The following is an 11,563-nucleotide window of genomic DNA, read 5'->3' as shown; positions in this document are numbered from 1 at the left end:
GCTTGTGGGAGCGGACCCGGCCGCGACAGCTTTTCGCGGGGCGCTCAGGTCCCGATGCGCCCGGCTCCAACGGCATCGCGGCCAGGTCCGCTCCCACCGCGGGAGACCTCCCGCGCAAGGTACGGGGCCGTGCGGCTATCCGCCGCCGCGGCCACCTCATTCGGCGGACCCGACGCGACGATCCGGCCGCCCGCCGCGCCCGCGCCGGGCCCGACATCGATGACCCAGTCGCTGCCCGCCACCACACGCATCTCGTGTTCGACGACGACGACGGTGTTGCCGGCGTCGACCAGTCCCTGCAGTTGCGTCACCAGCTTGTCGACGTCCGAGGGGTGCAGGCCCGTCGTCGGCTCGTCGAGCACGTAGAAGTTGCTGCCGCGCTGCGTGCGCTGCAGTTCGGTCGCCAGCTTGATGCGCTGCGCCTCGCCGCCGGATAGCTCCGTCGCCGGCTGTCCGAGGCGCAGGTAGCCGAGTCCGATGTCGCGCAGGAGCAGGAGGGGCTTCAGCACGGCCGCCTCGTCGGCGAAGAATTCACAGGCCTCCTCGACGGTCAGACGCAGGACCTCGGCGATGTTCTTGCCGTTCCAGACGATCTTCAGCGTCTGTTCGTTGTAGCGCGCGCCGTGACAGGTGGGGCAGGGCGCGTACACGCTCGGCATGAAGAGCAGCTCGACGCTGACGAAGCCCTCGCCTTCGCAGGTTTCACAGCGCCCCTTGGCGACGTTGAACGAGAAACGCCCCGCGTCGTAACGCTTCGCCTTCGCCGCTTTGGTGCTTGCGAACAGCTTGCGTACGTGGTCGAAGAGACCGGTGTACGTCGCGAGGTTGGAGCGGGGCGTGCGGCCGATGGGTCGCTGGTCGACCTGCACCAGACGCGTGATCGCTTCGGCACCGGCGTGGATGTGGCCGCCGCTAGGGGTGAGGACGCTCGGCTCCCCGTCCTCGTCGTCGGGATGGGACGGTTCATGGCCGAGATGTTCGCCGAGCAGCTCGACGAGCGCCTGGCTGACGAGGCTCGATTTGCCCGAGCCCGAGATGCCCGTGACGGCCGTGAACGTTCCCAGCGGGAAGGCGACGTCGAGGTTCGAGAGATTGTTGCGCGTGATGCCGCGCAGTTCGAGCCAGCCGCGCGGCGTCCGGAGCGTTCGCGATGCGACGCTGTGCCCGCCGAACAGATAGCGCGCGGTATGCGATCCGCGTACCTTCGCGAGTCCCTCGGGCGGGCCGCTGTACAGGATCTCGCCGCCACGTTCGCCCGCGTCGGGGCCGACGTCGATCAGCCAGTCCGCACGGCGCATCACGTCGAGGTCGTGCTCGACCACGAAGATCGTGTTGCCCGAACGCTTGAGCTGTTCCAGCGCGGCGAGCAGCGCTTCGCCATCGGCAGGATGTAGCCCCGCCGACGGTTCGTCGAGCACGTAGACCACGCCGAAGAGGTTGGAACGAATCTGCGTCGCGAGGCGCAGGCGCTGCAGTTCTCCCGGCGAAAGGGTGGGACTGCTCCGGTCCATCGACAGGTAGCCGAGCCCGAGCGCCTGCAGGGTGCCGACGCGTGCGACGAGGTCCTGTGCGATGCGCTGCGCGGCGATGCGTTTTTCCGCCGAGAGATTCGGGGTGCGGCGTACGTCCGAGGAACCGTCGTGCGACGCACCGCCGCCCGCCACGCGCTTGGCCGTCGCCGCCTTGCCAGCGGCGCGGCTGCGGGTCGTCGCGGTGCCTGCGTCCTCGAATCGTCCCTCGGCCGCCGGGCGCAACGTCGTGGCCAGCTCGTCGAACGACATCGCGGCCAGGGTGCCGATGTCGACGCCTGCGAAGGTCACCGAGAGTGCTTCGCGCTTGAGCCGCTTGCCACCGCAGACGGGACACACGCTGCCGACCATGTAGCGCGACACCCGCTTCTTCATCAGCGGACTCTGCGTGGTGGCGAACGTGTGCAGCACGTAGCGCCGCGCGCCCGTGTAGGTGCCCATGTAGCTGGGCTCCGTCCTGCGCTTGAGCGCCGCGCGCGTCTCGGCCGGCGTGAAGCCCGCATAGACCGGTACCACGGGCTGTTCCTCGGTGAACAGGATCCAGTCGCGCTGTTTCTTCGGAAGGTCGCGCCATGGGACATCGACGTCGTAGCCGAGCGTGACCAGGATGTCGCGCAGGTTCTGCCCGTGCCACGCGGGCGGCCAGGAGGCGATGGCGCGCTCGCGGATCGTCAGCGACGGATCGGGCACCATGGTCTTCTCCGTCACCTCGTAGACCTTGCCGAGGCCATGACAGTGCGGACAGGCGCCCTGCGGAGTGTTGGGCGAGAAATCCTCGGCGTACAGCATCGGCTGTCCCGGCGGGTAGCTGCCGGCACGCGAGTAGAGCATCCGTACGAGGCTCGACAGCGTGGTGACGCTGCCGACCGACGAGCGCGTGCCCGGCGTCCCGCGCTGCTGCTGCAACGCGACCGCGGGCGGAAGCCCCTCGATGTCGTCCACGTCGGGGACGCCGACCTGGTCGATCAGCCGTCGGGCATACGGCGCCACCGATTCGAAGTAACGACGCTGCGCCTCCGCGTACAGCGTGCCGAACGCCAGCGACGATTTACCCGAGCCGGAGACACCGGAAAACACGACGAGGGCGTCGCGCGGCATCGCGACGTCGATGTCCTTGAGGTTGTGCTCCCGCGCACCGCGGACCCGGACGAAACCCTGGTTCGCCATGGCGTCCATCCCGTCGTTTCGCTTCTTCATGCAGGCATTATCCCGCGCGGGGGGTGCATGGGCCGTGTCGAGCGATCCAAAGTGGGAGCGGACCTGGCCGCGACGCCGTTGGAGCCGTGAGCCGCAGGGCCTGCTGCGCCTGGCGAGAAGCTGTCGCGGCCAGGTCCGCTCCAACGGCCCGATGCCTGTTGGAGCGGACCTGGCCGCGATCGCCTTTTGCGAGGAGTTCCAGGCCGCGACGGTTCCGCTTAGCCCGCCGGTTCGGCGAATTGTTCGACCATCAGGTCGATGAACACCCTGACCTTGCGGGCCAGATGCTGGGCCTGAGGGCGTACGACGAAGATACCGACCGGAGGCAGGGTATACGCGGTCATGATCGGCCTCAGCGCGCCACTCGCGAGGTACGGCGCCACGACGATGTCGCCCAGCGCGGTGATGCCCACGCCGGCCGCGGCGGCCTCGGCGAGCGCGAACGCGCTGTCCGCCTTGAAGCGCCCTTGCGGATGAACGGTGTAGGTGGCGTCGTCGCGCTGGAAATGCCATGCATCGGTACCGGGGGTGATCGCGGCGTGCTTCGCGACCGCCCACGGGCCCTCGGGCTCACCGTGAGATGCGAGGTAGTCCGGGCTGGCATAGAGTCGTACCGGCACTTCGCCCACCTTGCGAGCGACGAGGCTGGAGTCGGCCAGATAGCCGACACGAACGCCGCAATCGAAGCCCTCGGTCACCAGGTCCACGTAGCGATCGTTGAAACGCGTGTGCACCTGCAGCGCCGGATGCCGGCGCGCGAGTTCGGCCAGTGTGGGTGCGAGCTGCGCGGCGAACGAGGCCGGGGCGGCGATGCGAAGCAGACCATGCAGCAGGCCGTCCGGCGACAACTCTTCGCGCGCCCCGTCGATGATCGCGCAGACGTTTGCCGCGTGTTCCTTGAATGACGAGCCCGCCTCGGTCAGCGCGGCGCCTCGCGTCGTCCGCGCGAGCAGCTGCACGCCGAGCGTTTCCTCGACACGGAGCAGCCTGCGGCTGACGATGGATTTGGCAAGGCCCAGCCGGCGGGCGGCAGAGTTCACGCCACCCGCGTTGGCGATCTCGACGAACGTCCGAAGATCCTCGATCTCCATGGCGATCCTGTCCCGGAAGGAGGTACGACCATAGCGCCTTGCCGGCGGACTGTCTTGCACGAACGGCGTGGCGCGGGAGGTGTCGGGCAAAACTGTGTCGGCCGCCACCGAGGGTGTTCCTCATTTCGCGACACAGAAGACCAGATCCGGCGGCTAGTAGGGGCCCGGACGATCGTCCATCTTCATCCTCGACCCGCCCGGAACCGCCGGGCTTCATCGCCTTCGAGGAACCTCCCATGTCGGACACCGCCAAGCCCCGCATCGCCCTCATCATCGGCTCCACCCGCGCATCGCGCTTCGCGGACGTGCCGGCCCAATGGATGCTGCGTCAGGCGCGCGCACGTGACGACATGGATGTCGAACTCGTCGACCTGCGCGACTTCCACCTGCCGTTCTTCGACGAATTCGCGTCGAATGCGTACGTGCCGAGCACGAGCCCCGAGGCCGTGCGCTGGCAGGAGACCATCGCTCGCTTCGACGGTTTCATCTTCGTGGTCGCCGAATACAACCACTCGATGACGGGCGCGCTGAAGAACGCGCTCGACCAGGCTTACTCGGAGTGGAACCACAAGCCGTTCACCGCGATCGGTTATGGCGGGGTGGGCGCGGCGCGCGCCATCGAGCACCTCCGCCTCGTCGGGATCGAGCTGCAGATGGTGTCCACGCATGCGGCCGTCCACATCGGCGGCAGCGACTTCTTCACGATCTTTCCGGCCGTCGGCAACCAGCCGATCGAAACCATCGAGCCGAGCCTGCTGCCGTCCGCCACCGTCGCGCTCGATGAGCTTGCCTGGTGGGCGCGCGCGACGATGGTCGCTCGTGCCGTGACCGCCTGACCGTACCGCCCACTAGCGTGAACGAACACGAGAAACGCCCCATGATCACCACCGACAGCAGGCTCCGCGAGACGCGCGCCGTCGCAGGCACCGCGCTTCGCAAGGTCGTCATGCGCACGCGCGGACGTGGCCACGGGGAGATTTTCCGACTCATCAGCCCGGGCGACCTCGGGGAGCATCTCAAGCCGTTCGTCTTCCTCGACAGCTTCGGCGGGGTCATGAGCGAGTTCGCCGAGCGTGGCGGCATGCATCCGCACTCGGGGATCGGCACGGTCACCGTCTTCACCCGGGGCGACGTGCACTTCGACGATCCCGACGCCGGCAGCGGGTACCTCGACTACGGCGGGGTGGAGTGGATGCGTGCAGGCGGCGGCGTCTGGCACGGCAAGGAGCTCTCGTCGGGCCGGTCGCAGCGCATCCACGGCTTCCAGCTCTGGCTCTCGCTTCCGCCCGAACTCGAGCTGGCCGAGGTCGACAGCCAGTACGTCGAAGCGAAGGACATGCACCGGGCGGGACCCGCACACGTGATCGTCGGCAGGTACGACGGCGTGCAAAGCCCGGTCAGGGCACCGGCAGGCGTCAATTACCTGCTGGTCACGCTCGCGCCGGACGAGTCGTGGACGTACCGGCCGCCGCTCGGCCATACCGTGGGTTGGCTCGCCATGTCGGCGGGTAGCCTTGTGGGGCCGTCTGCCGCTGCGAACGGCGAGTTGCTGATCTTCGATTCGACCGACGGCGCGATCGAGCTGGCGGGTGGCGTCGAGGGTGCGACGTTCGTGCTCGGCTCGGCGATCCCGCACCCTCACGACCTCCACCTTGGGTACTACTCGGTGCACACGACGACGGAGGCCCTGCGCACCGGCGAACGGAACATCGAGACGCTCCGCCTGGCCCTCGAGCGCGAAGGCGACCGCACCCGCGCATCCGGCTCCACGCCGGTGTTTCGCGGCTGAAACACCGCATCCCCCCATCGACATAAGAGTCCCGTCAGCATGAAATCCATCGGAATCCTCGGCGCCGGTCACATCGGCGGCGCCATCGCCATGCGCCTCGGCGCCAAAGGCATCGCAGCCACCATCGCGAACAGTCGTGGTCCCGAAACGCTCGCCGACCTTGTCGCGAAAGCGGGCCCGTCGATCACGGCCGGCACCCGCGAGGAGGCGGCATCCAAGGACATCGTGTTCCTCGCCATCAACTGGGCGAAGATCGAAGGGGCCCTCACAGGCCTGCCGCCGTGGAACGGCCGCATCGTCATCGATACAAACAATCCCATGCAGCCGCCGCCGCTCCCGGCCTACGACATCGGGGGGCGTGCGTCGACAGCCGTGGTACAGGCGTGGGCGAAGGGTGCGCGGGTCGTCAAGGCTTTCAACCACCACTATTACGTCAATCTCGAAAAGGAACCGGACGCCGAAGGCGGTCGTCGCGTGCTGTTCTTCGCGGGCGACGACGCGCATGCCAAGGCGGACGTCGCGGCGCTCATCGACCAACTCGGTTTCCACGGGATCGACATGGGCGACGTCGAACGCGGTAGCCGCACGTTCCAGACGCCGGATGGCCCGCTCATCGCCTTCGACCTCGTGCGGTTTGGCTGAGTGAAAGGGGCAGGGCGATGATCGACATGTACTCACCGTTACCCCTGGGTCGGATCGCGCTGGCGAACCGCTTCGTGATGGCACCGATGACGCGCGCGCGTGCGAACGCGGACGGTACGCCCGGGCCGCTCGCGGCGGAGTACTACGGGCAGCGTGCGGCCGTCGGCCTGATTGTGACCGAAGGTATTCAGCCGTCCGACGACGGCCAGGGCTATCCCGCCACGCCCGGCATTTACACTGATGCCCACGTCGCGGGTTGGCGCGAGGTCACGTCGGCCATCCACGCGCGAGGCGGACGTGTGTTCTTCCAGCTCATGCACGCGGGACGCATGTCGCATCCCGACAACACGCCGCATCGCCGGCAAGGCGTCGCTCCATCCGAGATCGCGCCGGGCGAGCAGATCTTCACGCTTGGCGGGATGAAGGACATTCCCGTGCCGCGGGCGCTGGAAGCGTCAGAAATTCCGGTGGTCATCGACGAATACCGGCACGCCGCGAGGCGCGCCGTCGATGCCGGCGCGGACGGAGTCGAGATCCACGGCATCGCGTACCTCATCCACCAGTTTCTGGCGCTCAGTGCCAACACCCGTACCGACGGTTATGGTGGTTCGCTGGCGAACCGGGCCAGGTTCGCGATCGAAGTCGCCCAAGCGATCGTCGCCGAAATCGGCGCCGATCGGACGGGCATTCGTCTGTCCCCGGGCTTCACCGGCATGGGTCTTAGCCATGGCGACGAGGGGCCGGCCCTCTACCGCTATCTTGTCGATGCACTCGAGAGTCTCGGTCTTGCCTACCTGCACATCGTCCACTATGGCGACGAAGGGATCCTGCGCGACCTTCGCAGCCGCTGGCATCAGGCGTTGATCCTCAACCGCCCGGAGCGTTCGCGCGACGACATCGGAAGCGACGTCGTGGCGGGTTTCGCCGAGCTGGAATCGTACGGCCAGATGACGTTGGCGAACCCGGATCTGCTGGAACGACTTAAAGCGGATGCACCGCTGAACGCCGCGGATCCCGGCACGTACTTCGGTACCAGCCCTGCGGGCTACGCGGTGGGCTATACGGATTATCCCGCTGCCGGTTGATGGCGGGGTATTGCGTGAACGTGCCACCGCGAGCAGTCTCGACCCCATCGTCCCGCGGAGGCCCGCCTTGATCCCACGATTCACCGACCACTCGGCCAACGAGCGTACCTATCTCGCCTGGGTGCGCACGGCGATCGCCGTGATGGCCTTCGGCTTCCTGATCGAACGGTTCGACCTGTTCCTGGCGTTCGCCGCGGCGGAGCGTGCGCACGCCGTGACGGCGCTGCACGTCCGCCTGTCCGAACTGGTCGGCCTGGGCCTAATCCTCGTCGGCGCGCTGATGACGCTGCTCGCGACGCGTCGCTACCGCCGCAACCGTCAGCTGATCGCGGAAGAGGAGCTGCACGAGTACTCGGGCGCCGCGCCGGAGGGTGTACTCGCCACGCTCGTCGTGATCGTGGCGATCTTCCTCGTCGGCTACGTGGCGCAGCAGCTGATCGCGATCGCCTGACGGGCGCACGCGATCAGTGCACCGGCGGGCCCGAGAAGAACACCGCCAGCGCACGCGCGTCGCCGGCGCGCACGGTGACGGTGCGTGAGGCCTCGGAGGGTCGCCAGCGTGGCGCGGTCATGCCGTTGGCGTCCATCGCCACGCCGTCCGCCGTGACCGCTCCGTAGATCGGCAAAACGAAGAGGGCCCGGCCCGCGGCGACCGGCATCGCCCATTCCGCGCCGGGCTTCAGGCAGACGTCCAGCATGGTCACGTCCGTCGGCGGCGCGAGTGGCGAACGCACGTTCTCGTAGCCGCCGAGCGGCACCCGGACGCGCACGCCGGGCTTGAGCACGGTCGGCACGTCCTCGGGTTCGAGCGACAGCGCGGCCGCGGGCATGTTCCGATCCGCCGGCGCGAGGTCCACGAAGATCTGCAGCGAGTGCACGGTCTTGCCTTCGACGGCCGGTACCTCGTCGTGCGTGATGCCGCGGCCGGCGGTGGTCCAGTGCAGGCCGCCGGGCCGGATGAGGTTCTCGGTGCCGAGGCTGTCCCGGTTCTGCACGCCGGACTCGGAATCGAGGAACACGTACGACACGGCGGACATGTGCTGGTGCATGTGCGGCGGGAACGTGGGCGCGCTCATCCAGGCGTGGTCGACGCCGAGGAAGGGGCCCAGCTCGCCGGGCGCACCACGTAGCGTGGTGGCCCGGAAATGCGAACCGAAGTTCATGCGATGCAGCTTCAGGAGGTTCATCGCGGTCACCGTCAGGCGATTTCGTCGACGGACAGGGGCGTGTAGTCGATGTAGCCCTCGTCGCCGCCGCCGTAATAGAACTCGCGACGGGCTTCGTTCAGCGGCGCGCCGGTGCGGATGCGTTCGACGAAGTCCGGGTTGGCGAGCACCATCTGGCCGTACGATTCCATGTCCGCCAGGCCCGCGGTGACATCGGACCCGATGGCATCGCGCGGACGGCCCGGACGGTTCACGACGAGGCGGCTGTTCCACATCCCGCGCACTTCGCGCAGGAACGCGTCGTCGCCAAGATGCAGCAGATGCACGTAGGCGAGGCCGAGGGTGTCGAGTTCGGTGACGAGGTAGCGATAGAGGTCCTTGCCCTCCGGACCTTCGTCGATGCCGTAGTGCGTGAGCCCCGGCGACAGGCGGATCGCGGTGCGGTCCGCGCCGATCTCGTCGACGATGGCTCGGGCGACTTCGAGCGCGAAGCGCGCACGATTCTCGATCGAGCCGCCGTACGCGTCGGTGCGCTGGTTCGCGCTGGGAGCGAAGAACTGCTGCACGAGATACGCGTTGGCGCCGTGGATCTCGACGCCGTCCGCGCCCGCCTCGATGGCGAGCCGCGCGGCGTGACGGAAATCCTGGACCGTCTGCGCGATCTCCGCCGTGGTCAGCGCGCGGGGTGCCGGGATGTCCTGCATGCCGCTGCGCGTGAACATCTGCGCGCCCGGTGCGATCGCCGACGGGGCGACGCCCTGCGTGCCGTGGGGCGTGTTGTCCGGATGCGACATGCGCCCGGCGTGCATCAGCTGCATGAAGATGTGGCCGCCCTTCGCGTGCACCGCGTCGATGGTCTCCTTCCAGCCTTCCACCTGCACCTCGTCATGGATGCCCGGCGTGGTCAGGTAGCCCTGGCCGGCCTCGGACGGCTGCGTGCCTTCGGTGACGATCAGGCCGACGCTGGCGCGCTGGCCGTAGTAGGTGGCCGAGCTGGTGCCCGGGCTGCCGTTGGTCTGAGCGCGCGAGCGGGTCATGGGCGCCATGACGAAGCGGTTGGAAAGCGTCAGGCGACCCAGGCGGACCGTTTCAAACAGGGTGTTCATCGCTGCATCCTCGGGCGGGACCACCCCGCCGCTCTTGACGCAAAGATTGGGCTGCCTCGCGGGCGGGATAAAGATGGTAATCTGGATCAAATTGATCCATTGGTGGAACGGTCGTGGACGATTACCTACGGGAAATGGCGCTGTTCGTCGAAGTCGTCAAAGCGAAGGGCTTCCGCAAGGCCGCCGAGGCGACGGGCATACCCAACTCCACGCTCTCGCGCCGTATCACCGACCTGGAAAAGTCCATCGGCCTGCGCCTCCTCCACCGGACCACCCGGCGCATCGAACTCACCGAAGCGGGGCAGCTGTACTACGAGCGCAGCAAGCGCATCGTCGACGAGGCGCGCCTCGCGCACGAACAGCTCGGCGACATGCTGGCGCAGCCCACGGGCGTCCTTCGTGTATCGCTCTCGGTGGATTTCGCTCTGACGTTCCTCGCGCCGCTGATCGCGGAGTTCGCGGGCATCTATCCGGGACTCACGTTCGACTTCGACCTCACGCCCCGGCGGGTCGACCTCGTGAGCGAGCCCTACGACCTGGCGATCCGGATGGGCGAGTCCGCCGACTCCAGCCTCGTCGCGCGCAAGCTCGCCACGCTCACGCCGTATCTCTTCGCATCGCCCCGGTATCTCGAGTGCTCCGGCGAACCGTCGACGCCCGAGGAACTGCTGCACCACGAGTGCTTCTGCATCGCCCGCAACGGTCAGTGGCAATTGCACGGCGAAGGACGCGTGGTGGATCTTCCGATCGGAGGACGCTTCTACGCGAACAGCATCGGCATGATGAAACGTCTCGCGTCGCTCGACCAGGGCATCGTGCTCATGACGGAACAGGTCGTCGCCGACGAAGTGGCCCAAGGCAAGTTGCGTCGCATCCTGCCGGGGTGGAACGGCAGCCCCATTTCCGTGTACGCGATGACCGAGACGCGCCTGGTTCCGGCGAAGACGCAGCGTTTCATCGATTTCATCAAGGAACGGCTGGCGGCTCGCTGAGCGCCTGGCGCAGCTGCACGAGCGCCGGACGCTGCCGGCGCGATTGTTCGACGACGAGGTAGTAAGTCTCGTCGCCCTTGTCCACGCGCACGTCGAACGGCGCGATCAGCTTGCCGGAGGCGAGTTCCGCGTCGACGAGGATCTCCTGCGCGACCACCACGCCGAGCCCCGCCTGGGCCGCCTCGTACGCGATGGCCGAACTCTCGAAGTCGCGCCGACGTGCCATGTGCGATGGATCGACACCGGCGGCCGCGCACCAGGTACCCCAGTCGTCCGGTCGCGCCGTGACGCGCAGCAGCGTCTGCTCGGCGAGCCAGTTCGCGTCGACCGGGCGGCTGCGCTGCACGAGCGACGGCGAGCAGACCGCCACGAGCACGTTGCTCACGAGGGGCGTCGCTTCGTGGCCGGGCCAGTGTCCGTCGCCGAGCCGGATGGAGGCGTCGACGTCGTTGCCGGGAGTCCACTCGGACGACGTCGTCAGGCGGATCTCGATCTGCGGATGCGTCACCTGGAATTCGCTCAGACGAGGAATGAGCCAGCGCGTCGCGAACGTGGTGTACGAGTGCAGGCGGAGGATGGTGCGGGTGCCGTCGCTAAGCATGGCCGCCGTCGCGTTGCGCAGGCCTTCGATGTGACCGGCCACGCGCTGAAAATACGCCGCGCCGCTCGGCGACAGCGCGAGACCGCGGCCTTGCCGTTCGAACAGGTTGGTCTCGAAGAACTCGTCGAGCACCTTGAGCTGCCGGCTGATGGCGCCGGGGGTGACGAACAGCTCGTCGGCCGCGGCACCGACCGCACCCGTCCGGGCGACGGCTTCGAACGCGACCAGCGCGGTGAGGGGCGGAAGCGGGCGCATGACACTTTCCATAAACTCAACGATTGACCAAAAATAGTCGATAGTCCTTCCCGCTGTCGAGGTGGAGACTCTCTCCCATGCCGCGAATCCGCGGTCGATATCCCCCCTGT

The 11,563-nt window shown here is 67.8% G+C and carries 11 protein-coding genes; 6 read left to right on the top strand and 5 right to left on the bottom strand.

Annotated elements, in window-relative coordinates; genetic code table 11:
• Positions 1 to 44: 44 nt before the first annotated feature.
• Both BMY69_RS05675 and BMY69_RS05670 read right to left on the bottom strand, forming a co-directional pair.
• Entirely contained in the window at positions 45 to 2,726 is a 2,682-nt protein-coding gene (locus BMY69_RS05675; protein ID WP_090175935.1) for an excinuclease ABC subunit UvrA, read from the bottom strand.
• A 218-nt stretch (positions 2,727 to 2,944) separates the two neighbouring features.
• Complete coding sequence (locus BMY69_RS05670) at positions 2,945 to 3,817, bottom strand: LysR family transcriptional regulator (protein ID WP_090052691.1); 873 nt, start codon at positions 3,815 to 3,817, stop codon at positions 2,945 to 2,947.
• 236 nt (positions 3,818 to 4,053) lie between these two features.
• Between BMY69_RS05670 and BMY69_RS05665 the strand changes: the two genes are divergently transcribed.
• The 5 genes from BMY69_RS05665 (at position 4,054) to BMY69_RS05645 (ending at position 7,784) form a co-directional block, all read left to right on the top strand.
• Entirely contained in the window at positions 4,054 to 4,653 is a 600-nt protein-coding gene (locus BMY69_RS05665) for an NADPH-dependent FMN reductase (protein WP_090052693.1), read from the top strand.
• Positions 4,654 to 4,694: 41 nt separating this feature from the next.
• Positions 4,695 to 5,606: a pirin family protein gene (locus BMY69_RS05660; protein ID WP_090175933.1), complete on the top strand. Its 912-nt coding sequence runs from the start codon at positions 4,695 to 4,697 to the stop codon at positions 5,604 to 5,606.
• Between the two features lie 39 nt (positions 5,607 to 5,645).
• Positions 5,646 to 6,248, top strand: a complete 603-nt coding sequence (locus BMY69_RS05655) for an NADPH-dependent F420 reductase (RefSeq protein WP_090175931.1) — start codon at positions 5,646 to 5,648, stop codon at positions 6,246 to 6,248.
• Between the two features lie 17 nt (positions 6,249 to 6,265).
• Positions 6,266 to 7,333 (top strand): alkene reductase, encoded by a 1,068-nt coding sequence (locus tag BMY69_RS05650; protein ID WP_090175929.1) that lies wholly within the window; start codon positions 6,266 to 6,268, stop codon positions 7,331 to 7,333.
• 67 nt (positions 7,334 to 7,400) lie between these two features.
• Positions 7,401 to 7,784 carry a YidH family protein gene (locus BMY69_RS05645; protein ID WP_090175927.1) on the top strand — a complete coding sequence of 128 codons (384 nt, stop codon included), beginning with the start codon at positions 7,401 to 7,403 and terminating at the stop codon, positions 7,782 to 7,784.
• Positions 7,785 to 7,797: 13 nt separating this feature from the next.
• Here the strand turns inward: BMY69_RS05645 and BMY69_RS05640 are convergent, their stop codons facing one another.
• Together BMY69_RS05640 and BMY69_RS05635 are read right to left on the bottom strand one after the other, a co-directional pair.
• Positions 7,798 to 8,520 carry a pirin family protein gene (locus BMY69_RS05640; RefSeq protein WP_090176924.1) on the bottom strand — a complete coding sequence of 241 codons (723 nt, stop codon included), beginning with the start codon at positions 8,518 to 8,520 and terminating at the stop codon, positions 7,798 to 7,800.
• Positions 8,521 to 8,531: 11 nt separating this feature from the next.
• A complete protein-coding gene (locus tag BMY69_RS05635; protein ID WP_090175925.1) occupies positions 8,532 to 9,605 on the bottom strand; it encodes an alkene reductase in 1,074 nt (357 codons plus the stop codon).
• 113 nt (positions 9,606 to 9,718) lie between these two features.
• Here BMY69_RS05635 and BMY69_RS05630 point away from each other — a divergent pair, with 113 nt between their 5' ends.
• On the top strand, positions 9,719 to 10,597 hold the full coding sequence (locus BMY69_RS05630) for a LysR family transcriptional regulator (RefSeq protein WP_090175923.1): 879 nt from the start codon (positions 9,719 to 9,721) through the stop codon (positions 10,595 to 10,597).
• On the opposite strand, the gene BMY69_RS05625 is transcribed toward BMY69_RS05630, so the two are convergent.
• Positions 10,572 to 11,453, bottom strand: a complete 882-nt coding sequence (locus BMY69_RS05625) for a LysR substrate-binding domain-containing protein (RefSeq protein WP_090175921.1) — start codon at positions 11,451 to 11,453, stop codon at positions 10,572 to 10,574. The genes BMY69_RS05630 and BMY69_RS05625 overlap by 26 nt on opposite strands.
• Positions 11,454 to 11,563 lie beyond the last annotated feature (110 nt).

The sequence above is a fragment of the Luteibacter sp. UNC138MFCol5.1 genome, assembly GCF_900110505.1.
GTDB lineage: Bacteria > Pseudomonadota > Gammaproteobacteria > Xanthomonadales > Rhodanobacteraceae > Luteibacter.
This window is presented reverse-complemented; position numbering and strand designations above follow the sequence as displayed.

Coding starts and splice junctions, on each gene's coding strand:
- BMY69_RS05675 (WP_090175935.1), bottom strand. CDS start 2,726: ATGAAGAAGCGAAACGACGGGATGGACGCCATGGCGAACCAGGGTTTC.
- BMY69_RS05640 (WP_090176924.1), bottom strand. CDS start 8,520: ATGAACCTCCTGAAGCTGCATCGCATGAACTTCGGTTCGCATTTCCGG.
- BMY69_RS05625 (WP_090175921.1), bottom strand. CDS start 11,453: ATGCGCCCGCTTCCGCCCCTCACCGCGCTGGTCGCGTTCGAAGCCGTC.
- BMY69_RS05665 (WP_090052693.1), top strand. CDS start 4,054: ATGTCGGACACCGCCAAGCCCCGCATCGCCCTCATCATCGGCTCCACC.
- BMY69_RS05660 (WP_090175933.1), top strand. CDS start 4,695: ATGATCACCACCGACAGCAGGCTCCGCGAGACGCGCGCCGTCGCAGGC.
- BMY69_RS05655 (WP_090175931.1), top strand. CDS start 5,646: ATGAAATCCATCGGAATCCTCGGCGCCGGTCACATCGGCGGCGCCATC.
- BMY69_RS05650 (WP_090175929.1), top strand. CDS start 6,266: ATGATCGACATGTACTCACCGTTACCCCTGGGTCGGATCGCGCTGGCG.
- BMY69_RS05635 (WP_090175925.1), bottom strand. CDS start 9,605: ATGAACACCCTGTTTGAAACGGTCCGCCTGGGTCGCCTGACGCTTTCC.
- BMY69_RS05670 (WP_090052691.1), bottom strand. CDS start 3,817: ATGGAGATCGAGGATCTTCGGACGTTCGTCGAGATCGCCAACGCGGGT.